We start from the raw sequence: 25,370 nt of genomic DNA on the forward strand, positions 1-25,370 counted from the left end.
ACTTAAAAACTTGAGAGTAACGATTTTACAACTAAGTACCAGCCATCAACAAGAATAAATAGCAATATTTTGAATGGCAATGAAATCATAACCGGTGGTAGCATCATCATCCCCATTGACATTAAAACACTGGCTACAATCATATCAATAATTAAAAAAGGTATGAAAATCATAAAGCCCATCTGGAACGCTGTCTTAATCTCACTAATTGCAAAAGCCGGAACAAGTGCTTTCAACGGGATTTCTTCAACGGATGTAGGTTTTTCTGTTTCGCCAGCATAACTCATAAATAAGGCTAAATCTTTTTGCCGCGTATGCTTACTCATAAATTCCTTCAATGGTAAAGTCGCTTTCTCATATGCTTCTTCTAATCCTATCTCGTCCTTTGATAAAGGTTGTAACGCTTGTTCATTTATTTGCAAGAATGTTGGTGACATCACAAAGAACGTAATGAACAATGACAATCCAATTAACAACTGATTCGGTGGCATTTGTTGCGTCCCTAAAGCTGTTCGAACGAAAGACATCACAATAACAACACGAGTGAAACAAGTCATTAAGATTAAAATACTTGGAGCAAGTGAAAGAACAGTAAATAAAAGAAGTAATTTAATAGAGGTTGTTGTTGCCGCGGGGTCATTAAAGTTTAAAAAATCCGTTATGTTATCCATCTTTTGATGTCCCCTTCTTCTCTAAATCCGTTAATGCTTTCTTCCTTTTGTTCGTTAATTCACTAAGTTGATCTTTAAATACTTCTTGGAAAGAAAATGATTTATTATTGACAGAAGGATTTTTCTTACTAATCCATTTATGTAATAATGTCGATGGTTGGAGTTTATTATCCAACTGTTCTTCATACATGTTCATCATCATTTGTATCTCAGCTTCATCATCAATTTCTTTTAATAGTTGAACATTCTCCCCCACACCAACAATATAGAGTTGATTCCCTATCTTTACTACTTGAATGGAGCGATTTCCACCTAATGGTGTTCCACCTATATTTGAAATGAGTTTATTTCCTTGGAAACTTTGATTCTTCTTTCCTAAATAACGAAGAAGAAGAAACAGCAGAACTAACACAAAGACAAATGAACCAATCATTTTTACAACATCCCATGCAGATGCATTTGTATCAGGTACCGCTGGTGCTTCCACTTCTGTTGACTCTTCTTGATCACACTGCTCTTGATTTCCAATGCAATCTTTGACCGACATTTTTTCCGCCGCTTCAGCTGAATGCTGAGAAAGCGGCGAAAAGAACATCATTGTTAAACCAAAAATCATTATTATTCGTTTCAACAATGCTATGTACCCCCGTTACAATTACGAAAGTGCCTTAGTAATAGCTTCAATAACGCGGTCAGCTTGGAAAGGCTTTACGATGAAGTCTTTCGCTCCTGCTTGAATTGCTTCAATTACCATCGCTTGTTGACCCATTGCAGAACACATAATAATTTTTGCATTTGGGTTTGTTTTACGGATTTCTTTTAACGCTTGAATACCGTCCATCTCTGGCATTGTAATATCCATCGTTACTAAATCTGGTTGTGTTTCCTTGAATTTTTCAATTGCTTGTTGACCATTTTCTGCTTCGCCACAAACTTCAAATCCATTTTTCACTAAGATGTCTTTAATCATCATTCGCATAAATGCTGCATCATCTACAATCAAAATTTTCCCCATTTTATAATTCCTCCTAATTTCCTTATCCTAATTTATTTAATCTTGCGGATTGACTAATTATATCTGTTACACGCACTCCAAAGTTTTCATCAATTACAACTACTTCTCCTTGTGCGATTAGCTTGTTATTTACTAGAATATCTACAGGTTCACCTGCTAACTTATCAAGCTCAATAATAGAACCTGTTGCTAAATCTAGTATATCTTTTACAGAACGCTTCGTTCTTCCTAATTCAACCGTCACTTTTAGCGGAATATCATATAATAGATTTAAATTCTGCGCCTCCACATTGACGAATTCCGTTGATTGGAAATCAGAAAATACAGCTGGTTGTACATTCATCGGCTGTGCTGGTCTTGATGATGGTGCTTGCATCTGCTGCTCTGTATAATGTGCAGATGAATGTTGTTTTACTGGTTCAACCATTGGTTTTGCTACTGGTAGCGGTGGTGCTGCTTCTACAGTTGCTGCTTCCTCTACTGCCGCTGATTTATGTAATAATTCATCTACCAATTCTTTTGCGAATGGAACGGATAATAATTGCATAATATTTGAATCAATTAAATCACCCACTTTTAAGCGGAAAGAAACTTTCACTAACATATCATCTGATGGGATATTATCTGTTCCTACCCCATGCTTAAAATTCAATAAATCAATAAATGGAGGTGAAATATCTACTTTTTTGCTAAAAATCTGTGACATAGAAGTTGCAGCTGAACCCATCATTTGATTCATTGCCTCTTGTACAGCACTTAATTGAATCTCATCTAATTCAGCTGAATTAACGAGTCCATCGCCACCTAACATTAAATTAGCAATAACTGCTGCATCCCTTGTATTAATGACAAACAAGTTAGTTGCTTCAAAACCTACTGTATAATTTACATACACAGCAACGTATGGTTCTGGAAATTCGTCTTTTAATTTATTTGTTTCAACAATATGTATAGACGGCGTTGTAATATCTACTTTTTGATTTAAAAGAGTAGATAATGCAGTTGCCGAGCTACCGATAGAAATATTCCCTATTTCTCCTAACGCATCAATCTCTATATTTGATAAAAAATCTTCAATGGGAAGTACCATAACCTCTTCTTCTTTCAGATCGTTATCATCCACGCTGCCTCTTAATAATGCATCAATTTCATCTTGTGATAACATTCCATCATTCATCAATTCGCTCTCCTCCCCTGAAAGAGTCAATAATTTGAACAGCAAGTTTCTTATTTACTTTCCCTGGTTGTCCAACATACTTCGGTTGGTCTCCTACACATATCGTCAACGGTTTACTTACATCTTTTTCGAGTGTAATGACGTCTCCCATTTGTAAATGTAAGAAATCTTGAATCGAAATAGTGGATTCGCCTAATTGTGCGGAAAGAACCACTTCTGTATTCTTCACTCTATTTGCTAACAGTTGAACTTCTTCTTCATTTCGTTCTTTCTTCACTGTCTGCATCCAATGTTTCACAGACAAGTTTGGAAGGATTGGTTCTAGTACAACGTGAGGGATACATATGTTAATCATTCCTGTCGTATCTCCAACTTGTGTACTTAATGAAATAACCACGACCGTTTCATTAGGTGAAACTATTTGTAAAAACTGTGGATTTACTTCAAACCCTGAGAAAGATGGATCAATGTCAATAACAGAGCTCCATGACTCTTGCAAACTATCAACACATCGTTCGAATAATTGCTTCATAATCTTCGTTTCAATTTCAGTTAAACTATCGATTTTATTATAACTAGCTCCTCTTCCCCCTAACACACGATCTAGCATTGTGTAAGCAATATTCGGATTTACTTCTAGCATAATACGTCCTTCTAAAGGTGCTACATCAAAAATATTTAGAATAGTCATCTTTGGAATGGAGCTAATAAATTCTTCATAAGGTAACTGGTCAACAGACATAACTGATATATTGACGTATGTGCGTAATTGTGCTGAAAAGTATGTTGTTAATAACCTAGAGAAGTTTTCGTGTATTCTTGATAGGCTCCTCATATGATCTTTCGAGAAACGTAGTGCTCGTTTAAAATCATAGACTCTTACTTTTCGTTGATTGTCTTCTTTTTTCAGCTCATCTGCATCCATTTGTCCAGTAGATATCGCGGAAAGCAGAGCATCAATTTCACTTTGTGATAAAACATCTCCGACTGCCAACAGTTTCACCCCCCTTTTCCTGCTACTATTCTATCCTCATTGTACCATAATAGAAGTTGTGTAGACTCGTACAACACTTCCACTTTTCATTAGTTCATTTACTTTATTTTTTATCACACTTTCTAACGTTGGGATACTATTTTTTTCCCTTACATCATCATGTGTCATTTGTACTAATTCTTGAATAATAACATTATTTACTTGAAAATCGCGTTTTTCTATCTCTTCTTTTGCTTTTTTAGAGCTCATTTGAATTTTAAATTTAATTTTAACAAACTCACCGCTTAATAAGTTTGTTGTCACCTCAGGAACATCATAAGAAACTTCGAGTACTTCATCAATTGTTTGCTCTGTATCCCCTTTTGGCTTACTAAATTTATCAAGTACAACAAATGTAACAGCGGCTGTGAGAACAATACAAACCATAAGTCCTAACATAATTTTCACTGTCTTATTCATCTTCATCCACCTCCTCACGTAACCTACATCCTATCAATCCAATTGATTGATAGAATGTATGTACACGCTCTTTCACTATCTCTTCTGTTTCACATACAACAATTTTCGTACCACTTACTAATGTAATTGTCGTATCTGGAAAAGATTGCACTTGTTCGATGTATAATGCATTTAAGGTGAATGACTTTCCATTTAATCGTGTCAAAGTAATCATTCGAACGCAAATGCCTCTTTAGTAGACACTTGCTATTTCACCTACCTTATCGCTTCAAGTTTACAAGTTCTTCTAAGATTTGATCTGAGGTCGTAATAATACGAGAGTTAGCTTGGAAACCACGTTGCGATACAATCATCTCTGTAAATTCTTCTGATAAATCTACGTTACTCATCTCAAGTGAGCCTGCTTTAATTCCACCTGCACCGTCACCAGCTAATGTGATATTTGGTAAACCAGAGTTATTCGATTCTGTGAATAGGTTGTTACCTGATTTCATTAGACCAGATGGGTTACTAAAATTCGCTAGTGCAATTTGACTTACTACTTTCAATTGACCATTTGTGAATGTCGCATTCACCTCTCCAGTTGGAGAAATCGTAAATCCATTTAAGTAACCTTCAGCAAAGCCATCCTTGTCCTTTAAGTTCAACTTCGACGGTGCAGCTACTTGTGATACATTCTCAAACTTTAAATCAGCAGCTTGGATTACAATATCATTCGCACCATTCAAGCCTGGTATTCTTAAGTCTGCAACTGTTGATGTCGGAGCAAGCTTACCATTCGCATCAAAGTTTAACGTACCACTTGATAACGATGTAGCCTCGCCTTTTCTCGTAATATTGTATGACCACGCATTATCGCCATTCTTTGTAGCAACCATTGTCATTTCGTGTTCATTTCCTAATGAATCACGCACCTTAAAATCAAGATTCGCTGTCGAACCGTTCGCTGCTCCTGCATCTAAGTTCCCGGCAAATGTTGCGAATGTTGTTGCTGTAGGTGGCATGAATTCATTACGATCAAGCTGAATATCTCCAACTTGTGTTGTATCTACTTTTCCATTCACTACAGGGAAACCTTGTACTTTGTATCCACCAGGTGTTACTAAATTACCAGCATAGTCAAAATCAAAGTTTCCAGCGCGTGTATAGAATGACTGATTTCCATTCTTTACTACGAAATAACCATCACCGTCAATCCCTAAGTCTTGTGTTCTACCTGTTGTTTGTAAGCTCGCACTTGTATGGATTGTATCAATACTTGCAAGCGTTGCACCTAGACCAACTTGCATTCCATTTTGGCCGCCAAGATTTGCAGTTGGCCCACTTGCACCTGATAGGGTTTGGCTTGCAATATCTTTGAACGTCACACGACTTTTCTTGAAGCCATATGTATTAACGTTGGCAATATTATTCCCGATAACATCTAGTTTTGTTTGGAAGTTTTTCATTCCACCAATTCCTGAATACATTGAACGAAGCATAATTATTTCCTCCTTTTGTATGTGTGAATATTTCTATGAATCTATCTCCATCTATTCCTTTTTCGGAGTTTCTTCTTCTACTTCTGCTTCCTCTTCTTTTATATCTGCTCCAACAGAAGTAATAGTGAATGCATTTATTTTCTTGCCATCCATTAATTCGATGATTACTTCTGTTCCTTTGTAATGAACAGATTTCACAATTCCTTCACCTTTCTCCGTGATGAAGTTTCCTTGTTCATCTTTCTTATCAGTCACCGTTTCAAATGATACTTTTTTTCCAATCATTTCACTGAACTGTAGTAATTGTGAACCGTTTTGTGAAATAACAAGTGTTTCCAACATTTTATTCATGTTGATCATTTGCTCTAACGAGTTAAATGTCGCCATTTGCGCGATAAAATCTTTATCTTGCATTGGATTTAACGGATCTTGATGTTGTAATTGTGTTACAAGAATTTTTAGGAATGCATCTTTTCCTAGTGCATCATTTGGTGCTTTCTGCTGAGCTGGAGGTGGATCAAAATTCCCTACCAACCTCTCATTTGTTGGTTTAGTATTGTTTGATTTCGCTGCAGTTGCTTGCTTTGCCATCGTATTTCCTATATTCATCTTGTCACCTACGCTTTTAGGTTTGTTAGCTCTTCTAAGAATGAATGTGTATTTTCTTCATCCTCGTCCGCTACTTGTCGCTTATGTTGTTGTTGCTGTTCATGTGCAGATTGATTATTTTGTTGATGCTGTTTCCATTGCTGTAAGTAACTTGCTATTTCGACTTTATCAACAGAAATATTTTGGTTAACAAATGCCGCTCTTAATTGTTGCACTTGATTTTCCAACGCTTCTCGTGCGGTTCCAGAAGAAGCGACAATTTTTGCAATCATTTCACCGCCACGCTTTATAATGTCTACATGAACAGCTCCTAAATGCTCTGGGTATAACTTAATACTTAGCTTTTGAATACCGTTTGCAGAAGTCAAATTACCATTCATTAACATTTGTTGGAAATTGCGAATGAACTGTTGCTCATTTACCTTGTTTCCATTCATGGCTACATATAAAGCAACTGCTTTTCCTTCCGTTGGCGGGGCAACATGAAGGTTAATGCTTTCCATCGGCTGATAAATAGGCAACGTACGTGTCGGTAAAATACTTATCCCCGCTTCTTTTCCTTCATTCGGAAACACTCGCTCCAGCACACCTTGCAAGTACGTCATTTTCGCTTCATCTTTTTTCTGTTGCCATTTCTCCACCACTTTTTTGATTTCAGTTAGTTCTTTTTGAATAAGTGGCTGTTCAAGTAGTGGTGCTAATTTATCTGCTACTTGCTTAGAAAGCACACCATCTTGTTGCAATTTAGCTACAATATTTTTGATTTCCTGTGGTTGAAGCGCAATGCTAGCAAGTAACATATAGGCTGCTTCTTCTATATTCTCATGCTGCCCTATTTTCTCTTTCAATGCTTCCATTGTTTGTTCTAGTAGCTGCTTTTCTTCTGGTGAAACGTGTTGAAACAATCCTTCTATTAATCCTTTTAAAGAAGGCAAGTCTAGTAATGATGCTTCACTATCTTGCTGCTGTAAATTAGACTCTAATTGTCCCATAATAGATGTAAATAAGGAATCTACCCCTTGTGTACTAGATCCTTTGCCTGCTTGAGACATGCTCTGTGAAAAAGATGGTTGAACCAATTGGATACTTGTATTCACCTACTCTCCCTCCTTTCACGATGTTTGTTCTTTTGTTAACAAGGATGTATATGTTGCTGCTTGCTTGGAATCTATGTTTTCCAAAATAGCAGCAAGGACATCTGGCTTCAATCTAGCTAATAACTTAACTGCTTCTTCTGTTGGTAATTCTTGTACAATTTTGGCTGCTTGCTTCGGTTTCATCTCTTCATAACTTTGCGTCACTTTTTTAACAAGTCCCTTTGTTTTCGCAAGCGCTTCTTCTTCTACGTTTTGTGCTACATCCGCTGAACTTGTAGCTCGATTTAACTTAACTTCTAAACTACGAATATCTGCTTGTTTCTGCTCAAGGTCCTTCTTTAACTTCGCAATTTCTTCTTCTTGCTTTTGGTTTTTTGTCTCTAACTTACTTGCTTCAGAAGCATTCGAAGCTTCTTTTTTATTTGCTTCTTCACTAGAAGAAATAAATGGAATATTCTTACTCGCTTCCTTCACAGTGCCAATAACATCATAGCCAAGTGCATTGAACACGATAGCAAATAATACAGCAGCAAATAAAGCAGGAGTGACAATCATATAAAGTAACCATTTAAAAAAGCCGTTTTTCTTCGTTCCTACCTCTTCCTTATGATTTTGCATACTTTTCATAACCTCACCTAAATCCCACGATTCATAAACTGTTGAATGGAAATTTCGTTCATTAACATGGATTCCATATTCTTTTGTTCAAAAAGATAATTCTCATAATCATTCTTTTTAATTTGCTCATATTTTTTCACTTCAATATTTGAATGAATGAGCCCTTCTTGCATTTGGTGCATCATTTGTCTTGCTTCTATCACAAGTACCTGGTGGTTCATAATAACTTTCTCTAGGTTATCAATGAAGTATTGTTGCGCTAACATGTCCCCTACAGGTAATCCTCGTTCCAGCTTTGCTTGTCTCATTGCCTCTAAGTCTTCTTTCTGTTTCAACAGTTCATATAGCTTTTCTGCACACTTTTCAAATTCCATTACAGATTGTTCATACTGAGATTGTTTTTCTTCTTTCTCTTTTTCCTTAATTGACAATATCTTTCCGAATTTGTATGTGTACATTATTATAAGCCACCTTTATGTATTAACTGGAACAACATGTTCAAACTTTCCTCTTGTGTCACAGACTCATGTACATCTTGCTTTAAAAATTCAATGATTTTTGGATAGAAATGAATTGCCTCATCAATTTCAGCAGAAGAACCCCGTTTATATGCTCCGATGTTAATTAAATCTTCCGCATTGATATACGTCGCTAGTAGCGATCTCACTTTTTCAGCTGCTTGTCTATGTTCTTTCGTGACAATTTGATTCATCACACGACTTACACTTTTTAAGACATGAACAGCAGGGAATTGTCCTTTATTCGCTAATGCACGGTCTAATACTAAATGTCCATCTAAAATCCCCCGAACTGTGTCTGCTATCGGCTCATTCATGTCATCTCCGTCCACAAGTACTGTATAAAATGCAGATATAGTACCATGCTCACTCGTACCTGTTCGCTCTAACAATTTCGGTAAAATAGCAAATACAGATGGCGTATATCCTTTTGTAGTTGGAGGCTCCCCTACTGCTAAGCCAATCTCTCGTTGTGCCATCGCAACACGCGTAACAGAGTCCATCATAAACATGACATTCATCCCTTGATCTCGGAAGTACTCTGCTATCGATGTTGCAGTATACGCTCCTTTTAACCTCATTAAAGCAGGTTGGTCAGACGTCGCTACAATTACAATTGACTTCTTCAACCCTTCTGGTCCTAAGTCTTTTTCAATAAACTCTCGTACTTCACGACCACGCTCTCCAATTAATGCGATAACGTTGATATCCGCATTTGTATTCCGTGCAATCATACCCATTAACGTACTTTTCCCAACACCACTACCTGCGAAAATACCAATCCTTTGACCTTTTCCTACTGTTAATAAACTATCAATCATTTTGACGCCAACTTCTACTGTCTCATGAATAGGTGGTCTTTTCATTGGATTTGGCGGATCGTTCTCTGTTGTAACAGGAAGCAATCCTTTAGGCAACTTAGAACCATCTAGCGGATTACCAAGCGGATCAAGGACTTGTCCAAGCAACGCATGGCCAACTTTCACTTGCAGTGGCATTCTCGTTGCCTCTACCATACATCCAGGAGAAATATCCTGTACATTTGTAAATGGCATTAATACGACATGCTCCCCTCGGAACCCGACAACTTCTGCATATACTTTCTTTTCACTTTTTCCACCAACATGTATATAACACACGTCACCAATGGAAGATTCCGGACCTTTTGATTCAATCATTAATCCTACTACTTTAGTAACCTTCCCATAACGCTTATATGTATCTACTGTATGAATATGTTGAAAGATTTCTTCACTATTCATCTCGTTCCCCCTCCATTAGTTCGAGGAGTTTCTCTTTCATTTCCGCTAATTGTGTATCAATACTTGCATCAATTCTCCCAAACGAAGAATCAATAATACAATCATTCACTTGTAATTCTTCATCAGGGTATATATACATATCTACATCTCTCTGTAACAATTCACATAACTCTTCTTTAAACGAAAGGAGCAATGGATACTTTTCTGGATGAATACGAATATGTACGTCTTGATGTTCCTGTACTTCTTTTACTGCTTTCTTTACTAACGGCATAAATTGTTCTGGCATATCAGTTAACATACTATCAAGAATACGCTCTGCTACCTTCAGCCCTATTTTTAAAATCGTTTTATCGCTAGAGTCAAGGTGACGATTGTATTCTTCCCGCGACTGTTCCACAATATTATGTGCTTCTTTCAAGAGGTCATGGTACTCGCTATGTCCATACTCTCTTCCCTCTTCTATTCCAACAGCATATCCTTCATCCTTTGCTTGTCGGATAAGCATCTCCTTTTCTTGTAACCACTGCTCGCGTTCTTGCGCCAACTGCATGTTCATCTCACTAACGTATTGTTCAAAATCATGTTTCTGTTGGATTGCTTGTCTTTCTTTCTCTTCCAATAAAAGAATACGTTTCTCATGATGCTCTACTTCATCTACGTCGTGCTTCTCACCAGAAGTTAAGCGAATATTATTTAATTGAATACAATATTGATCGTTGGACTCATCTAACACTTGATAGGATTTGATAATTCTAGACAACGATTTCATCTCCTCCGCCTCTTGCCACAACAATAACACCAGCATCCTCTAACTTACGGATAACATTCACAATACGTGTTTGAGCTTCTTCTACATCTTTCAAACGTACTGGACCCATGAATTCCATTTCATCTTTAAATGTTTCCACCATACGTTGAGACATATTTCCAAACAGAACATTTTTCACTTCATCACTCGCTATTTTCAGTGATAGCATTAAATCTTCATTTTCAACTTCACGTATTACACGTTGAATAGCTTTCGTATCTAGAGTTACAATATCTTCGAATACAAACATGCGCTTCTTAATCTCTTCTGCTAATTCTGGATCTTGCATGCTAAGTGCATCTAAAATAGTCTTTTCTGTGCTTCTATCTACACCATTTAGCACATCCACAACAGCTTCAACGCCACCAGTTTGCGTATAATCTTGCGTCACTGTTGTTGATAGCTTTCGTTCTAGTATTTGTTCTACTTCGCTAATAATCTCCGGTGACGTACTATCCATTAACGCAATACGTTTTGCAACTTCTGCTTGTAATTCTGGTGCAAGCGCAGACAAGATTTGTCCAGCTTGATTTGGATCTAAGTAAGATAACACTAGTGCAATTGTTTGCGGATGTTCATTTTGGATAAAGTGTAAAATTTGATTTGGATCGGCCTTTCTAGCAAAGTCAAATGGCTTAACTTGTAAAGACGAAGTTAATCGATTGATAATTTGAAGCGCTCTATCCTCTCCTAAGGCCTTCTCTAGCACCGACTTAGCATATCCAATCCCTCCTTGCGCAATATAATCTTGCGCAAGGGCCATTTGATGAAATTCTTCAATAATTCCATCCTTCTCATCAGAAGTTACTTTCTTCATACCTGAAATTTCTAATGTTAATTTTTCAATTTCTTCTTCAGATAAGTTTTTATATACAGATGCCGAAACATCTGGACCTAGTGAAATAAGGAGTATCGCGGCTTTTTGCTTACCAGTTAGTGCTTTCTTTATACTTTGATTAGCCATTTCTTTATCCTCCTAATCTTCCGATAACCAAGTACGAATAACTTTTGTGAATTCTTCTGGTTTCTCTTTCGCCAACTTCTCTAATTGCTTTCGACGAATAATTTCTTCTGTCTCAATTTCATTATTAATATCTTCAATACGAATTGGTTCCATAAATTCTTCTTCGATTTCTTCAGAATCGGCTCTCTTTTTACGTACTAGCATAACAACTAAAAGGATAATCGCTAGAAGTAATACTCCTCCAACAATGTAAACCCACATCGGAATAGCTGTTGCTTGATTTGTAGTAGCTTCTGCTTTTCCTTTCAAATCACTTACCGTAACAGAAATTTTATTCGTAATTTCTTCATCTGTTAATGGTGTTTCATCATTTTTTGAAATAGATGTTTTCACGATAGAAGATAACATTTTTTCAATATCATCTACTGTACGTTGTGGTAACGATGCTGGTTCACCTGGAGTTGGTGGTTCCACCGCTACTTGAATACCTAAGTCTTTCACTTTATAAGGACTTTCAACGATTTCTTTCTTAATACGATTTACTTCATAATTAATGCGTTCATGGTTTTTATTGGATTCAGAATTCTGGTTATTATTCGCTCCTGCTGCATAACCCGTGCCAGCTGGCTCGTCCTCTCCTGTGCCAACTGTACCACCTTCATTTTCCGAGTTCCCTGTATATGTTTCTTTAATTTTCTCCGCACTAATAGCAATACCTTGCATATTTTCTTTATCTACAGGCTCTACTAACTCTTCTGTACGATTTTCTTGTGTGAAGTCTAAATCTGCTGACACAACAACTGCTACTTTATCAGCGCCCATCATTGTGCTTAATAATTGCTGTACTTGGCGTTGAATATCACGCTCTACTTCTTTCTTCATATTGCGTTGCATCGCAAAGTTTGCGTTACCGCTTGTAGAATTTGTTGAATCTAAATCATAATACTCGAAGTTTTGATTCATGATAACAATATTTTCAGCTGGTAAATTCGGAACGCTTTTTGATACTAGATGATATAATGATTTCACTTGCTTCTCATCCGGATTATAGCCAGGCTTTGTTTGCAATACGATAGATGCAGATGCAGCTTCAGATTTGTCACTTACCCATATACTTTCTTTTGGTAATGTAATCATGACCTTTGCATCTTCAATTCCTTCAATGCCTTTCATTAATTTAACAAGTTCATTTTGCATCGCTTCTAGCTTTACAACATTAAACTCATTATCCGTCATACTTAAACTACTCTTTTGACCAAAGAAAGAATAATCAATAACTCCTGAATTTGGTATTCCTTTTGATGCTAATTCTACTTTCAATGCATCTGCGGCTGTATCTGGAACTAAAATGGTATTACCATTGTTCGTAATCTGAGATACAACGCCTTTCGCATCTAATTCTTCCTTAATCTGACCAGCTTCTGCTGCAGATAAATTACTGTATAAAGGAACTAATGTCTGCTTTGTTAAAAAGTAAACAGAACCTGCCGCTACTAACAATACCGCAACGAGAGTCCCTATAATAAAACCTTTCTGCTTCTTCGTCCGATTGGACCAATACTCTTTATATTGACCCATCTGACCTTTTATCTTCTCGTTCATGAAATTCCCCCGGTTGTTCATTCATTCCATTTATATTGACTACATACTCATACGCATAACTTCTTGATATGCTTCGACTACTTTATTACGTACTTCTATCGTTGTTTGTAACATGACACTTGATTTTTCTGCTGCAATCATTACATCATGAAGTTCGATATCTCCGCCCTTTATTAAAAGGTTCGTGGCTTTATCTGAAGCAAGTTGTGCCTCATTTACTTGATTAATCGCATCTTTTAATACAGTTGAGAAGCTTGTTGTATTCTTTTGTTCAACTCTCACATCACCGACAGGTGTTGTTACTGATTGTATACCTGTTATACCATTTATGTAATTCGGCATTCTTTTTTCTCCTCCTCATTCAAAATTATAGTACTCTGTTATTTCCCAATTTCTAGCGCTTTCATAAGCATTCCTTTTGATGCATTGAATACCGTTACATTTGCTTCATATGAGCGACTTGCACTCATTAAATCTACCATTTCTTTTAAAGGATCCACGTTAGGTAATTGTACATAACCTTCCGCATTCGCATCTGGATGTTGTGGATTAAACACTTGTTTAAACGGTGTTTGGTCTTCTGCGATACGTGTTACATTTACACCATGTCCCACTTTCGCATTGCTACCTTTCAATTCTTGCTGAAAGATAGATGAAAACGAAGATTGTTGTGGCGCCATTTGCACTAATTTTCTGCGATACGGTTGCCACTCACCATTTACAAATTCTGCTCTCGTTGTATCTGCATTTGCCATATTTGATGAAACAACATCCATTCTCAAACGTTGTGCCGTTAAAGCTGATGAAGAGATGTTTAAACTATGAAATATTGACATGCTTATTTCCCACCTTTAATAACAGTTTGTAACGATCTGAACTTTCCATTCAAGCGATCTACCAATGCCTGATTATAAATCTGGTTTTGTGCAAGCATTGCCATTTCCTTATCTATATCTACATTATTTCCGTTATGATTATATGTACCTTTTCGTTCTGTTAGTTCATACGGATTCCCACTACTTGTTGAAAAATCTAGGTGCTTTATAGATGACTTATTTGCTTTCATAGAAGATATTGCATTCGTAAACTCATCTTTAAACGATACATCGCTCGCTTTATAATTCGGAGTGTCTGCATTTGAGATATTTTGAGAAATTGTCTTTTGTTTAATTGCTGAATATGAAATACCTTTTTCTAATTTACTTATCGTTCCACCAAATAAATCCATTTTCGTCCCCTTTATGCCATAATGTGTGCTATACATACAAATCCACTTAATATAATCTAATATTCGTCACTATTCTACATTATATCAATATTATTCGACTTTTTCTCACGTCTTTCTACACGTTTTCGACATGAATTAAAAATGGGTCTTTTTACCTACAATACCATGTCTTTAGTACTAAAAATGGCTTTTTGTTCGCTATCGATACGATAATTGTTGGATTAATTCCCTTTTTTTGTATATATCTATATATAAATAAAAAACCCCTCATAACGATCGTTTCGTTATGAGGGGTTTTCGTTAATTAGTTAGTTTTTAGTTTTTCAAGCTCAAGTAAGAATTTATCGTTTAATACTTTAATGTATGTTCCTTTCATACCTAAAGAACGCGATTCGATAACTCCAGCACTTTCTAACTTACGTAGTGCATTAACGATTACTGAACGTGTAATTCCAACACGATCTGCAATTTTACTAGCTACAAGTAATCCTTCGTGTCCACTTAATTCTTCAAAGATATGCTCGATTGCTTCTAACTCACTGTATGATAATGAGCTAATTGCCATTTGAACAACAGCTTTGCTACGTGCTTCTTCTTCAATCTCAGAAGCTTTTTCACGTAACATTTCCATTCCTACTACTGTTGCACCGTACTCACCTAATACTAAATCGTCATTCTCGAATGGTACACCTACACGCGCAAGAACTAGTGTACCAAGACGCTCACCGCCACCAATAATTGGTACAACTGTCGTTAAACCAGCTTGGAATAATTCTTTGTTTTCTACTGGGAATGCAGTGTGCTCATCGTTAATATCTAAGTTTGAAGATGTTTCAGCAAGATTTAATAAGCTATTTGTGTATTCTTCTGGGAAACGGCGCTCTTCAAGCATACCTTTCATACGTTCGTTTTCAATTTTTTGCGTAATACCGTAACCTAAAATTTTCCCACGACGGCTTACGATAAATACGTTTGCTTCGATAACTTCCGTTAATGTATCAGCCATTTCTTTGAAGTTAACTGGCTTACCAGCTGACTGTTGTAATAACTTATTAATCTTTCTCGTTCTTTCTAACAATTCCATTATTAAAATCCTCCTACATGCTTTACAAAATAAATTGACTTACGTCCTTGTTCTTTGCAATCGTTTGTAACTTTTCTTCTACATACTGTGGTGTAATCGTTATTTTCTCTAATGTAATTTCGGAAGCTTCAAATGATAAATCTTCTAACAGCTTTTCCATGATTGTATGTAGCCTTCTTGCTCCAATGTTATCCGTTTGTTGATTTACATCAAAGGCAATTTCTGCTATTTTACGAATAGCTTCGTCAGAAAATTCAATTTCTATACCTTCCGTCTGTAATAATGCGATATATTGTTTTGTTAAAGCGAAATCTGGTTCAATTAAAATATTCACGAAATCTTCAGCCGATAACTTTGTTAATTCAACACGAATCGGGAATCTCCCTTGAAGTTCTGGAATTAAATCAGAAGGCTTTGACATATGAAATGCTCCAGCAGCAATGAAGAGGATATGGTCCGTCTTAATTGCCCCATACTTTGTTACAACAGTCGATCCTTCCACAATTGGTAGAATATCACGTTGTACACCTTCACGAGATACATCAGCAGATGCACTCCCTTTTCCAGCAATCTTATCAATTTCATCGATAAAAATAATACCAAGCTGCTCCGCACGATAAATAGCATCTTGTGTTACTTCATCCATATCGATTAACTTACTAGCTTCTTCATTCGTTAATACTTTACGAGCATCACTTACGGGTAATTTGCGCTTTTTCTTCTTCTTTGGTAAGAAGCTTCCTAGCGCATCTTGTACGTTCATGCCCATTTGTTCCATTCCTGAACCTTGTAACATGTCAAACATCGACATTTGTTGTTCTTCTATTTCAACCATCACTAGTTCATTTTCTAATTCGCCTAACGCTAATTTTTGTTCTATTATCTTCCGCTTATGCGAAAGCTCAGTATCTTCTTTCAAATCGTCTTGAGACGGTTCTTCAGATCCCCCACCGAACAACATTTCAAGTGGATTTTTGTATGTTGATTGTTTCTTTGTACTTGGCACTAATAATTCGACGAGGCGATAATTTGCTTGCTCTTCAGCTTTCGCTTGAACACTAATCATCTTCTCTTCTTTCACCAAGCGTACTGATGTTTCCATTAAATCACGAATCATCGATTCCACATCACGACCAACATACCCTACTTCTGTAAACTTAGTCGCCTCTACTTTAATGAACGGTGCTCCTACGATCTTTGCCATCCTTCTTGCGATTTCCGTTTTTCCAACACCAGTCGGCCCTATCATTAAAATGTTTTTAGGAGAAATTTCATCACGAATTGTTTCTTTTAACAAACTTCGACGGTAACGATTTCGTAAGGCTATAGCCACCGCTTTCTTTGCGCTTTTTTGACCAACGATATACTGATCTAATCTTTCAACAATTTGACGCGGAGTTAAATTTGCCTTCATTCTCGCTCTCCCCCTATAACTCTTCTAAAATGATATTGTTATTCGTATATACGCAAATATCACTTGCTATTTCTAAGCTCGCTTTCGCTATTTCTTTCGCAGAAAGGTGCTCTCCAGCATGTTTCTTTAACGCACGACCAGCCGACATCGCATAATTCCCACCAGAGCCAATTGATAAAATACCATCGTCTGGTTCAATTACTTCACCTGTACCTGAAACAAGTAATAGGTGTTTTGTGTCCATAACAATTAGCATTGCCTCTAATTGTTTCAACACTTTATCCCCACGCCATTGCTTTGCAAGCTCTACAGCTGCACGCTGAATGTTGCCATTAAATTCTTCGAGCTTTCCCTCGAACATTTCAAACAAAGTAAAAGCATCTGCAACTGACCCAGCAAAACCGGCCAGTACTTTACCATTGAATAGTCTTCTCACTTTGCGCGCTGTATGCTTCATCACGACAGAATTTCCGAATGTTACTTGACCGTCTCCGGACATAGCACACTCACCATTATGATGAATAGCGAATATTGTTGTTGCATGAAAATTTCCCATTCTCATACCTCCTTGTTTTAAAAACGAGTTTCCAGTAGGTACTAAAACTGAAAAAAAGCATCTAAAATGCTAATGTGCTCGTGGATGATTTGTCATATAAACAGATCGTAATTTTTCTTTTGAAACATGGGTGTATATTTGAGTTGTAGAGAGATGCTCATGACCAAGTAATTCTTGTACAACGCGTAAATCCGCTCCTTGATCTAGCATATGCGTAGCAAACGAGTGTCTTAGTTTATGGGGACTAATATGGATGGAGAGTGCAGCTTTTTCTATCATTTCAGATAAAATATATCTTACACCTCTAGTAGTTAAAGCTTTACCTCTACTATTTAAAAAGAGAACATTGCAAGCATCATTCGCTTTGCCTAATAAAGTCTTCCTACCATTTTGAATATATGTATCTAGAGCATCATGGGCAAAACTACCAAAGGGTACATAACGCTGCTTCTTTCCCTTTCCATGTACTAAAATAGTTCCTATTGTGAAATCAATGTCATTCATCGTTAAACGACAACATTCACTAACACGAATTCCCGTTGCATATAACAACTCTAATAATGCCTGATTCCGTTGCCCGAGCGGTGTATTCAAATCCGATACGTGAAATAACTTCTCCAATTCTTCTTCATATAAAAACTTCGGAATTGTTAGTTCCTTTTTCGGAAGAGAAGCTAGCATAAATGGATTTTCCTTCACATACTCTTCTCTCATTAAAAAGCGAAAAAAACTTCTTAATGTTGAAACCTTACGAGCTACTGTTCGCCTAGATAGCTGCTCTTTATGCAATTGCGTTAAATACAAACGCACAGCTGGGTAAGAGACATCTCTAAACGAGCTAATACGTTCTTCCTGCATGAAATTCATAAAATGTTCAATTACAAATTGATAACTTTCAATTGTATATCTTGAATAGTTCCGTTCTATTTGTAGGTACTCGAAATAAAAATGACACATTTGTGTTAGATTCAAAGTATTTTCACCTCACAAGGGCTATTAAATAGTAACACAATTCAATAGCCCTTGCAATGTGTTTTTCATTAAATGTTTAGAAAGTTTTGAAGCGTTTCTAATGCGCGATTTGCATAAATTTCATAACGTTCTGCTTTTTTCTTCACTCGTGTTTCAAGTGGTGGGAATAAGCCAAAGTTTGCATTCATTGGTTGGAATGTCTTTGCATTTGTTGATGTAATATAATGCGCCATGCTACCGATTGCCGTTTCAGCTGGTAATACAACAAGCTCTTCTCCTAATACTAAGCGAGCTGCGTTAATGCCTGCCATTAAACCAGATGCTGCTGATTCAACATATCCTTCTACACCTGTCATTTGTCCTGCAAAGAACAAGTCATCGCGACCGCGATATTGATATGTTGGTTTCAATAACTTCGGTGAGTTAATGAATGTATTGCGGTGCATAACACCGTAACGAACGATTTCTGCATTCTCTAAGCCAGGAATTAAACGGAATACTTCTTTTTGTGCACCCCATTTTAAATGTGTTTGGAATCCAACGATATTATAAAGTGTTCCTGCTGCATCATCTTGACGTAATTGAACAACCGCGTACGGTTTCTTTCCTGTCTTCGGATCTTCTAATCCTACTGGCTTCATTGGACCAAATGTCATCGTTTTGTGTCCACGCTTTGCTAATACTTCAATTGGCATACATCCTTCGAAGAAGATTTCTTTTTCGAATTCTTTTAACGGTACTACTTCAGCTGAAATTAAAGCTTCATAGAATGTATTGAATTCCTCTTCTGTCATCGGACAGTTTAAGTAAGCTGCTTCTCCTTTGTCATAGCGAGATTTCAAATACACCTTATTCATATCTATGCTGTCTTTTTCAATAATTGGCGCTGCTGCGTCATAAAAATAAAAATAATCTTCTCCCGTTAACGCTTTTAATTGCTCTGATAACGCAGGAGATGTTAATGGGCCTGTCGCAATAATTGTCGGGCCTGCTGGAATTTCTCCCATTTCTTCTGTAAATACCGTTACATTTGGGTGGTTCTTTACATAGTCCGTTACTTTCGCTGCGAACTCATGACGATCTACCGCCAATGCTCCTCCTGCTGGTACCGCACATTCGTCAGCAGCTTTAATAATAACAGAATCTAAACGGCGCATTTCTTCTTTTAAGACACCAACCGCATTTGCTAAAGAATTACCGCGAAGAGAGTTACTGCATACTAACTCTGCAAACTTATCTGTGTGGTGAGCTGGCGTTTGCTTAACTGGACGCATTTCATATAAATTAACTTTCACACCACGTTTCGCAAGCTGGTATGCAGCTTCACTTCCTGCCAATCCTGCACCAATGACATTTACTACTTTCTCCATACATTTCACCGTTCCTTTTATTTATTCTTAAGATGTTGTTGTCACGAAAAAGATGTGAGCTAAGTTGCTCACATCTGTTGTTCCTCATGATAATCACATGAAACACATTGAACTTGAACGCCCTTTTTCAATTTCTTCTCTACTAGCATATCATCACATTTCGGACACGTTCTAGCAATTGGCTTATCCCATGATACGAAATCACATCCAGGGAAGTGATCACAACCATAGAACAGACGTTTCTTCTTACTCTTACGCTCAATAATTTGTCCTTCTTTACATTTTGGACAAGCAACACCGATTTCTTTCACGATAGCTTTTGTATTTCGGCAATCTGGGAAATTTGAACATGCCATGAATTTTCCGTATCGGCCCATTTTGAAGACCATTGGATTTCCACATTCTTCACAGTCTTCTCCGGCTGGCTCATCTTTAATTTCGATCTCGCGCATTTCTTTTTCTGCTTTCTCTAAATGCTTCTCGAAACCTATATAGAAGTTATCAATTACTTTCACCCAATTCTCAATTCCCTCTTCTACCTTATCAAGGGAACCTTCCATATTCGCTGTAAATTGGATATTCATAATATCTGGGAAGAACTCTAAGATAAGTTCAATTACAATTTCTCCAAGCTCCGTTGATACGAAACGTTTATTATCTAAAGCAACGTAACCACGCTTTTGAATTGTTTCAAGTGTTGGTACATAAGTTGATGGACGTCCTATTCCCAACTCTTCTAATGTTTTGATTAAACGCGCCTCTGTGTAACGAGGAGGTGGTTGTGTGAAATGCTGCTTCGGTGTAATGTCTTTTGAGTAAACCACTTCACCAACACTCATTTCTGGAAGCAAACGATCCTTCTCTTCCACACCTTCGTCATTGCTTTCTACATACACTTTCATAAAGCCCGGGAACTTCACAACCGACCCATTAGCGCGGAATGTAACACCTTCACACGTCACACTCACCTTTACTGTGTCTAAAATAGCTGATGCCATTTGACTTGCTACAAATCGCTCCCAAATTAGTTTGTACAAGCGATATTGGTCACGTGATAAGAATTGTTTCATCGTATCCGGAGTACGCATTGTCCCGGTTGGACGAATCGCTTCATGGGCATCTTGTGTCTTCCCTTTATTTGTATCTTTCTTCTTCTCTACAGCTACATACTCTTGCCCAAACTTCGTTTCGATATACTCTTTCGCTTCTTTCTGGGCTGTTTCAGAAATACGGGTCGAGTCTGTACGCATGTATGTAATCAAACCGACTGTTCCTTCTTTTCCTAAATCAATTCCCTCGTACAACTGCTGTGCAAGGGACATCGTCTTCTTGGCTCTCATATTTAACTTACGCGCTGCTTCTTGTTGTAACAAGGAAGTTGTAAATGGAACAGCTGGATTTCTTTTTCGCTCTTTCTTCGTCACGTCATCTACTGTAAAAGCATTCGTTGTTAGTTTCCCTATAATTTCTTTCACTTGTTCTTCGTTACGTAAATCTACTTTTTTTCCATTTACAGCATGGAGGTTTGCCTCAAAGTTCTCTGTTCCTTTAGCGAAATCACCTTTCACTGTCCAGAACTCTTCTGGAACAAATAATTTAATTTCTGCTTCTCGCTCCATAATTAAACGAACTGCAACGGATTGAACACGTCCTGCGCTTAATCCTTTTTTCACTTTCTTCCATAATAAAGGACTAATATTATACCCTACTAATCTGTCTAACATTCTTCGTGTTTGTTGAGCATCTACTAAATTCATATTGATTGGTCTTGGATGCTTAAATGACTCTTTCACTGCATCCTTCGTTATTTCATTAAATACAACACGACACGGAGAAGTAATATCAACGTTTAACATATGTGCTAAATGCCAAGCAATTGCTTCCCCTTCTCTGTCGGGATCGGCTGCAAGATAGATTTTCTTTGCTTTTTTCGCAGCTGCTCGTAAATCTTTTAGTACAGGACCTTTGCCACGAATCGTTATATACTTTGGTTCATAATTATTCGTTACGTCAATGCCCATTTGACTTTTTGGTAAGTCACGAACATGTCCCATGGATGCTACTACTTTATATTTTTTTCCTAAATATTTTTCTATCGTCTTTGCCTTTGACGGCGATTCTACAATTACTAGAAACTCGGACATCTACCTTTCCTCCTTCTAAGAGGTAAATACAATCTTTGTTTATTTTTATTATTAAATCTTCATTATTATTAAATATACTCATCCTATTTGTCAATCAAGAATGAATATAAAATACCACACCCTATTAGGGATTTGTCAACACCTCACCTTAAAAAAAACAAAATAGCCCATAATTCGAGCTATTTTGACATTTTTCATCATTATCTATTTACCGATAGAACAGTTCATCATGATAAAGAAAATTCACTCGTAATATCATCTACACTATGTACCAATTTTGCACCTTGTTGAATTAAATAGTGGGTTCCACATGAATAAGGTGATGTAATTGGCCCCGGTAGTGCAAATACTTCTCTACCTTGATCCAAGGCACAATCCGCTGTAATAAGCGAACCACTTCTCGCTTTGGCTTCTACAATTAACGTACCTCGTGATAGTCCGCTTATAATGCGGTTACGCTTTGGAAAATACCACCTCTTCGGGGGACAATACGGGGGATATTCACTTACTAAAAGATGATGTTGACGGATATATGTAGCTAATGAACGGTTCGCTGCCGGGTAAATGTGTTCAAACCCTGAACCTAAAACAGCTATTGTTGCATGACCATGTTTGACTGCTAACGTATGAGCAAATGTATCTACCCCAACTGCTAATCCACTTACAATCACCCATTTCTCAGGTTCGAGCTGTTTAATGAGCGTTTCCAAACCGTTATATGCATACTGTGTAGGGCTTCTTGTTCCAACAACGCTCAACGTGCGTGGATGACATAAAAGAGAAGAGTTTCCTTGGAGATAAAGAACATGTGGTGGATCTGGAATTTCTTTCAATAACGGTGGGTATTCTTCATCATAAATCGTTATATACGTAATGTGATGGTAGTGAAGATGCGACTGGAGTGCTGAAATAGAAGTTGTTTGCAGATAATGATGTAACTTAGAGGCTTTCGAAGGGGATAACGGAGTGTATAGTTCTAATTCGAGTAAAGACATGTCGTAAATTTTCGCTAATGTTGGATCGACAGATAACAATTTCTGTATCATCGCATAGTTATCTCCATATAAATAGTGCAAATGGAGTAAACGTTCTCGTATTGTACTCATTAATAACCACCCTTATTTAATCATAGTTAATAGAACTACTAGTGAAGGTTATTATAACCTTCACTAGTAGTTTCTTCATATTATTAAGACATTTGGTGCGTTACGCACTTCTCATATACGCCTTTTTCTTTAATTACACGAATTAGCGTATCTCCGATTACAGCTGGAGTTTCAGCTACTTCAATACCGCACGCGTTCATTGTTTTAATTTTTTCTTCTGCAGTGCCTTTACCACCTGAGATAATTGCTCCTGCATGGCCCATACGCTTTCCAGGAGGCGCTGTTTGACCACCGATGAAGCCAACTACTGGCTTCGTCATGTTTGCCGCTACCCACTCAGCTGCTTCTTCTTCCGCTGTTCCACCAATTTCTCCAAGCATAATTACTGCGAATGTTTCTGGGTCTTCATTGAACGCTTTTAATACATCAATGAAATCCGTTCCATTCACAGGGTCTCCGCCGATACCTACTGCAGTAGATTGGCCAATACCAGCTTGCGTTAATTGATGAACTGCTTCGTACGTTAACGTCCCAGAACGCGACACAATACCTACATGACCTTTACGGTGAATGTAACCTGGCATAATTCCAATTTTGCACTCGTCCGGTGTAATAACGCCTGGACAGTTCGGTCCAACAAGACGTGTTTTCTTCCCTTCCATATAGCGCTTTACATTCACCATATCAAGAACAGGAATACCTTCTGTAATACAGATTGCTAAGTCGATTTCTGCATCAACTGCTTCCATAATAGCATCTGCTGCAAATGCTGGTGGAACATAGATAACAGAAGCGTTAGCGCCTGTTTCTCTTACTGCATCTGCCACTGTATCAAATACAGGAATACCTTCGATTTCTGTACCACCTTTCCCCGGTGTTACACCTCCAACAATTTTCGTACCGTACTCAACCATTTGCTTCGTATGGAACAAACCTTGAGAACCTGTAATACCTTGTACAATTACTTTTGTATCTTTGTTAATGAATACGCTCATTCTGCTCGCCTCCCTCTCTATTAACCTACTAAGCTCACGATTTTTTTCGCCCCATCAGCCATTGACTCTGCCGCTGTAATATTTAAGCCTGATTCTTCTAAAATTTTCTTACCTAAGTCTACATTTGTACCTTCAAGACGGACAACAAGTGGTAATTGTAAACCTACTTGTTTCGTCGCTTCTACAACACCTGTTGCAATAACGTCACACTTCATAATACCGCCGAAAATGTTAACGAAAATACCTTTTACACTTTGGTCAGAAAGAATGATTTTGAATGCTTCTGTTACCTTTTCTGTCGTCGCACCGCCTCCTACATCAAGGAAGTTAGCCGGGTCTCCGCCATAATGCTTGATAATATCCATCGTTGCCATTGCAAGGCCTGCACCGTTTACCATACAACCGATGTTTCCATCTAATGGAATGTAGTTTAAGTCATATTTAGACGCTTCAATTTCTTTCTCGTCTTCTTCGTCTAAGTCACGTAATGCTAATACGTCAGCGTGACGATATAACGCATTTGAGTCGAAGTTTAACTTCGCGTCTAATGCCATTACATTACCTTCTCCAGTTACAACTAATGGGTTAATTTCAGCGATTGAGCAATCTTTCTCAATAAACGCCGTGTATAACCCCATCATAAATTTAACCGCTTTATTTACTAATGCTTTTGGAATATTAATATTAAATGCAATACGACGCGCTTGGAAGCCTTGTAAGCCTACAGCTGGGTCGATAAATTCTTTAAAAATCTTCTCAGGAGTTTTTTCTGCTACTTCTTCAATTTCTGTTCCGCCTTCTTCTGAAGCCATTAACACAACTTGAGAAGTTGCACGATCTAACACAAGTCCAATATAGTATTCTTTCGCAATGTTGCAGCCTTCTTCAATAAGTAAGCGCTTAATCTCTTTACCCTCTGGACCAGTTTGATGCGTTACAAGTGTTTTACCTAATAATTCATTTGCATATGTATATACTTCATCTACATTTTTCGCAATTTTTACGCCACCAGCTTTACCGCGGCCACCTGCGTGAATTTGTGCTTTTACAACATACACTTCGCTGTTAAGTCCCTTTGCTGCTTCTACTGCCTCTTCTGCTGTGAATGCTACTTTCCCGTTTGGTACGCTAACTCCATAACTTCTAAGGAGTTCCTTTCCTTGGTATTCATGGATATTCATCGCCCATCCTCCTCGTGTTTTCAGAAAATAAAATATACTTCT

At 37.4% G+C, this 25,370-nt stretch carries 28 protein-coding genes; all 28 read right to left on the minus strand.

Going from position 1 to position 25,370, the window contains the following annotated elements; genetic code table 11:
* Nucleotides 1–2 precede the first annotated feature (2 nt).
* Nucleotides 3–671 (minus strand): flagellar type III secretion system pore protein FliP, encoded by a 669-nt coding sequence (fliP, locus tag IEV41_RS07135; RefSeq protein WP_188387703.1) that lies wholly within the window; start codon nucleotides 669–671, stop codon nucleotides 3–5.
* Nucleotides 664–1,305 carry a flagellar biosynthetic protein FliO gene (locus tag IEV41_RS07140; protein WP_188387704.1) on the minus strand — a complete coding sequence of 214 codons (642 nt, stop codon included), beginning with the start codon at nucleotides 1,303–1,305 and terminating at the stop codon, nucleotides 664–666. Before IEV41_RS07140 ends, fliP begins: the two co-directional genes overlap by 8 nt.
* 21 nt (nucleotides 1,306–1,326) lie before the next feature.
* Nucleotides 1,327–1,686 carry a response regulator gene (locus IEV41_RS07145; RefSeq protein WP_188387705.1) on the minus strand — a complete coding sequence of 120 codons (360 nt, stop codon included), beginning with the start codon at nucleotides 1,684–1,686 and terminating at the stop codon, nucleotides 1,327–1,329.
* Between the two features lie 22 nt (nucleotides 1,687–1,708).
* Nucleotides 1,709–2,863 (minus strand): flagellar motor switch phosphatase FliY, encoded by a 1,155-nt coding sequence (fliY, locus tag IEV41_RS07150; RefSeq protein WP_188387706.1) that lies wholly within the window; start codon nucleotides 2,861–2,863, stop codon nucleotides 1,709–1,711.
* Nucleotides 2,856–3,857, minus strand: coding sequence for a flagellar motor switch protein FliM (fliM, locus tag IEV41_RS07155; RefSeq protein ID WP_188387707.1), 1,002 nt, complete (start codon nucleotides 3,855–3,857; stop codon nucleotides 2,856–2,858). The genes fliY and fliM overlap by 8 nt, the downstream gene beginning before the upstream one ends.
* Before the next feature lie 36 nt (nucleotides 3,858–3,893).
* Nucleotides 3,894–4,316 (minus strand): flagellar basal body-associated protein FliL, encoded by a 423-nt coding sequence (gene fliL, locus IEV41_RS07160; protein ID WP_229722168.1) that lies wholly within the window; start codon nucleotides 4,314–4,316, stop codon nucleotides 3,894–3,896.
* The gene (locus IEV41_RS07165) at nucleotides 4,309–4,530 is read right to left on the minus strand and encodes a flagellar FlbD family protein (RefSeq protein ID WP_188387709.1); all 222 of its coding nucleotides are present in this window, start codon (nucleotides 4,528–4,530) and stop codon (nucleotides 4,309–4,311) included. The genes fliL and IEV41_RS07165 overlap by 8 nt, the downstream gene beginning before the upstream one ends.
* A 46-nt stretch (nucleotides 4,531–4,576) precedes the next feature.
* The gene (locus IEV41_RS07170) at nucleotides 4,577–5,797 is read right to left on the minus strand and encodes a flagellar hook protein FlgE (protein WP_188387710.1); all 1,221 of its coding nucleotides are present in this window, start codon (nucleotides 5,795–5,797) and stop codon (nucleotides 4,577–4,579) included.
* A 51-nt stretch (nucleotides 5,798–5,848) separates the two neighbouring features.
* Nucleotides 5,849–6,406, minus strand: a complete 558-nt coding sequence (flgD, locus tag IEV41_RS07175) for a flagellar hook assembly protein FlgD (RefSeq protein ID WP_229722169.1) — start codon at nucleotides 6,404–6,406, stop codon at nucleotides 5,849–5,851.
* Nucleotides 6,407–6,414: 8 nt separating this feature from the next.
* The gene (locus IEV41_RS07180; protein WP_188387711.1) at nucleotides 6,415–7,503 is read right to left on the minus strand and encodes a flagellar hook-length control protein FliK; all 1,089 of its coding nucleotides are present in this window, start codon (nucleotides 7,501–7,503) and stop codon (nucleotides 6,415–6,417) included.
* Nucleotides 7,504–7,518: 15 nt separating this feature from the next.
* Nucleotides 7,519–8,130, minus strand: coding sequence for a MotE family protein (locus IEV41_RS07185; RefSeq protein ID WP_188387712.1), 612 nt, complete (start codon nucleotides 8,128–8,130; stop codon nucleotides 7,519–7,521).
* A gap of 8 nt (nucleotides 8,131–8,138) precedes the next feature.
* Nucleotides 8,139–8,579, minus strand: a complete 441-nt coding sequence (gene fliJ / locus IEV41_RS07190) for a flagellar export protein FliJ (RefSeq protein ID WP_229722170.1) — start codon at nucleotides 8,577–8,579, stop codon at nucleotides 8,139–8,141.
* Between the two features lie 2 nt (nucleotides 8,580–8,581).
* The gene (fliI, locus tag IEV41_RS07195; RefSeq protein WP_188387713.1) at nucleotides 8,582–9,901 is read right to left on the minus strand and encodes a flagellar protein export ATPase FliI; all 1,320 of its coding nucleotides are present in this window, start codon (nucleotides 9,899–9,901) and stop codon (nucleotides 8,582–8,584) included.
* Nucleotides 9,894–10,664 (minus strand): flagellar assembly protein FliH, encoded by a 771-nt coding sequence (fliH, locus tag IEV41_RS07200; RefSeq protein ID WP_188387714.1) that lies wholly within the window; start codon nucleotides 10,662–10,664, stop codon nucleotides 9,894–9,896. Before fliH ends, fliI begins: the two co-directional genes overlap by 8 nt.
* The gene (gene fliG, locus IEV41_RS07205) at nucleotides 10,657–11,676 is read right to left on the minus strand and encodes a flagellar motor switch protein FliG (RefSeq protein WP_188387715.1); all 1,020 of its coding nucleotides are present in this window, start codon (nucleotides 11,674–11,676) and stop codon (nucleotides 10,657–10,659) included. The genes fliH and fliG overlap by 8 nt, the downstream gene beginning before the upstream one ends.
* 12 nt (nucleotides 11,677–11,688) lie before the next feature.
* Nucleotides 11,689–13,278: a flagellar basal-body MS-ring/collar protein FliF gene (gene fliF, locus IEV41_RS07210; RefSeq protein ID WP_188387716.1), complete on the minus strand. Its 1,590-nt coding sequence runs from the start codon at nucleotides 13,276–13,278 to the stop codon at nucleotides 11,689–11,691.
* A gap of 39 nt (nucleotides 13,279–13,317) precedes the next feature.
* Entirely contained in the window at nucleotides 13,318–13,620 is a 303-nt protein-coding gene (fliE, locus tag IEV41_RS07215; RefSeq protein WP_188387717.1) for a flagellar hook-basal body complex protein FliE, read from the minus strand.
* A 38-nt stretch (nucleotides 13,621–13,658) separates the two neighbouring features.
* Entirely contained in the window at nucleotides 13,659–14,114 is a 456-nt protein-coding gene (gene flgC / locus IEV41_RS07220; RefSeq protein WP_188387718.1) for a flagellar basal body rod protein FlgC, read from the minus strand.
* 2 nt (nucleotides 14,115–14,116) lie between these two features.
* Nucleotides 14,117–14,506: a flagellar basal body rod protein FlgB gene (gene flgB, locus IEV41_RS07225; RefSeq protein WP_188387719.1), complete on the minus strand. Its 390-nt coding sequence runs from the start codon at nucleotides 14,504–14,506 to the stop codon at nucleotides 14,117–14,119.
* Between the two features lie 304 nt (nucleotides 14,507–14,810).
* Nucleotides 14,811–15,590 carry a GTP-sensing pleiotropic transcriptional regulator CodY gene (codY, locus tag IEV41_RS07230; RefSeq protein WP_188387720.1) on the minus strand — a complete coding sequence of 260 codons (780 nt, stop codon included), beginning with the start codon at nucleotides 15,588–15,590 and terminating at the stop codon, nucleotides 14,811–14,813.
* A 22-nt stretch (nucleotides 15,591–15,612) separates the two neighbouring features.
* On the minus strand, nucleotides 15,613–17,004 hold the full coding sequence (hslU, locus tag IEV41_RS07235) for an ATP-dependent protease ATPase subunit HslU (RefSeq protein ID WP_188387721.1): 1,392 nt from the start codon (nucleotides 17,002–17,004) through the stop codon (nucleotides 15,613–15,615).
* A gap of 13 nt (nucleotides 17,005–17,017) precedes the next feature.
* Nucleotides 17,018–17,560, minus strand: coding sequence for an ATP-dependent protease subunit HslV (gene hslV / locus IEV41_RS07240; protein ID WP_188387722.1), 543 nt, complete (start codon nucleotides 17,558–17,560; stop codon nucleotides 17,018–17,020).
* Between the two features lie 69 nt (nucleotides 17,561–17,629).
* A complete protein-coding gene (xerC, locus tag IEV41_RS07245; RefSeq protein ID WP_373284203.1) occupies nucleotides 17,630–18,517 on the minus strand; it encodes a tyrosine recombinase XerC in 888 nt (295 codons plus the stop codon).
* 83 nt (nucleotides 18,518–18,600) lie between these two features.
* On the minus strand, nucleotides 18,601–19,902 hold the full coding sequence (trmFO, locus tag IEV41_RS07250; protein WP_188387724.1) for an FADH(2)-oxidizing methylenetetrahydrofolate--tRNA-(uracil(54)-C(5))-methyltransferase TrmFO: 1,302 nt from the start codon (nucleotides 19,900–19,902) through the stop codon (nucleotides 18,601–18,603).
* Nucleotides 19,903–19,970: 68 nt separating this feature from the next.
* A complete protein-coding gene (topA, locus tag IEV41_RS07255) occupies nucleotides 19,971–22,046 on the minus strand; it encodes a type I DNA topoisomerase (RefSeq protein ID WP_188387725.1) in 2,076 nt (691 codons plus the stop codon).
* Between the two features lie 227 nt (nucleotides 22,047–22,273).
* Nucleotides 22,274–23,152 (minus strand): DNA-processing protein DprA, encoded by an 879-nt coding sequence (gene dprA, locus IEV41_RS07260; protein WP_188387726.1) that lies wholly within the window; start codon nucleotides 23,150–23,152, stop codon nucleotides 22,274–22,276.
* Nucleotides 23,153–23,235: 83 nt separating this feature from the next.
* Nucleotides 23,236–24,147, minus strand: a complete 912-nt coding sequence (sucD, locus tag IEV41_RS07265) for a succinate--CoA ligase subunit alpha (protein WP_188387727.1) — start codon at nucleotides 24,145–24,147, stop codon at nucleotides 23,236–23,238.
* Between the two features lie 20 nt (nucleotides 24,148–24,167).
* The gene (gene sucC, locus IEV41_RS07270) at nucleotides 24,168–25,328 is read right to left on the minus strand and encodes an ADP-forming succinate--CoA ligase subunit beta (protein ID WP_188387728.1); all 1,161 of its coding nucleotides are present in this window, start codon (nucleotides 25,326–25,328) and stop codon (nucleotides 24,168–24,170) included.
* Nucleotides 25,329–25,370: the final 42 nt, after the last annotated feature.

It is taken from the genome of Priestia taiwanensis, from assembly GCF_014638355.1.
GTDB lineage: Bacteria > Bacillota > Bacilli > Bacillales > Bacillaceae_G > Priestia_D > Priestia_D taiwanensis.

Excerpts from the sequence above, each read along its gene's own strand:
- fliP (WP_188387703.1), bottom strand. The coding sequence starts at position 671 with ATGGATAACATAACGGATTTTTTAAACTTTAATGACCCCGCGGCAACA.
- IEV41_RS07145 (WP_188387705.1), bottom strand. The coding sequence starts at position 1,686 with ATGGGGAAAATTTTGATTGTAGATGATGCAGCATTTATGCGAATGATG.
- fliY (WP_188387706.1), bottom strand. The coding sequence starts at position 2,863 with ATGAATGATGGAATGTTATCACAAGATGAAATTGATGCATTATTAAGA.
- fliL (WP_229722168.1), bottom strand. The coding sequence starts at position 4,316 with ATGAATAAGACAGTGAAAATTATGTTAGGACTTATGGTTTGTATTGTT.
- IEV41_RS07165 (WP_188387709.1), bottom strand. The coding sequence starts at position 4,530 with ATGATTACTTTGACACGATTAAATGGAAAGTCATTCACCTTAAATGCA.
- IEV41_RS07170 (WP_188387710.1), bottom strand. The coding sequence starts at position 5,797 with ATGCTTCGTTCAATGTATTCAGGAATTGGTGGAATGAAAAACTTCCAA.
- flgD (WP_229722169.1), bottom strand. The coding sequence starts at position 6,406 with ATGAATATAGGAAATACGATGGCAAAGCAAGCAACTGCAGCGAAATCA.
- IEV41_RS07185 (WP_188387712.1), bottom strand. The coding sequence starts at position 8,130 with ATGAAAAGTATGCAAAATCATAAGGAAGAGGTAGGAACGAAGAAAAAC.
- fliJ (WP_229722170.1), bottom strand. The coding sequence starts at position 8,579 with ATGTACACATACAAATTCGGAAAGATATTGTCAATTAAGGAAAAAGAG.
- fliI (WP_188387713.1), bottom strand. The coding sequence starts at position 9,901 with ATGAATAGTGAAGAAATCTTTCAACATATTCATACAGTAGATACATAT.
- fliG (WP_188387715.1), bottom strand. The coding sequence starts at position 11,676 with ATGGCTAATCAAAGTATAAAGAAAGCACTAACTGGTAAGCAAAAAGCC.
- fliF (WP_188387716.1), bottom strand. The coding sequence starts at position 13,278 with ATGAACGAGAAGATAAAAGGTCAGATGGGTCAATATAAAGAGTATTGG.
- fliE (WP_188387717.1), bottom strand. The coding sequence starts at position 13,620 with ATGCCGAATTACATAAATGGTATAACAGGTATACAATCAGTAACAACA.
- flgC (WP_188387718.1), bottom strand. The coding sequence starts at position 14,114 with ATGTCAATATTTCATAGTTTAAACATCTCTTCATCAGCTTTAACGGCA.
- flgB (WP_188387719.1), bottom strand. The coding sequence starts at position 14,506 with ATGGATTTATTTGGTGGAACGATAAGTAAATTAGAAAAAGGTATTTCA.
- codY (WP_188387720.1), bottom strand. The coding sequence starts at position 15,590 with ATGGAATTGTTAGAAAGAACGAGAAAGATTAATAAGTTATTACAACAG.
- hslU (WP_188387721.1), bottom strand. The coding sequence starts at position 17,004 with ATGAAGGCAAATTTAACTCCGCGTCAAATTGTTGAAAGATTAGATCAG.
- hslV (WP_188387722.1), bottom strand. The coding sequence starts at position 17,560 with ATGGGAAATTTTCATGCAACAACAATATTCGCTATTCATCATAATGGT.
- xerC (WP_373284203.1), bottom strand. The coding sequence starts at position 18,517 with ATGTGTCATTTTTATTTCGAGTACCTACAAATAGAACGGAACTATTCA.
- trmFO (WP_188387724.1), bottom strand. The coding sequence starts at position 19,902 with ATGGAGAAAGTAGTAAATGTCATTGGTGCAGGATTGGCAGGAAGTGAA.
- topA (WP_188387725.1), bottom strand. The coding sequence starts at position 22,046 with ATGTCCGAGTTTCTAGTAATTGTAGAATCGCCGTCAAAGGCAAAGACG.
- dprA (WP_188387726.1), bottom strand. The coding sequence starts at position 23,152 with ATGAGTACAATACGAGAACGTTTACTCCATTTGCACTATTTATATGGA.
- sucD (WP_188387727.1), bottom strand. The coding sequence starts at position 24,147 with ATGAGCGTATTCATTAACAAAGATACAAAAGTAATTGTACAAGGTATT.
- sucC (WP_188387728.1), bottom strand. The coding sequence starts at position 25,328 with ATGAATATCCATGAATACCAAGGAAAGGAACTCCTTAGAAGTTATGGA.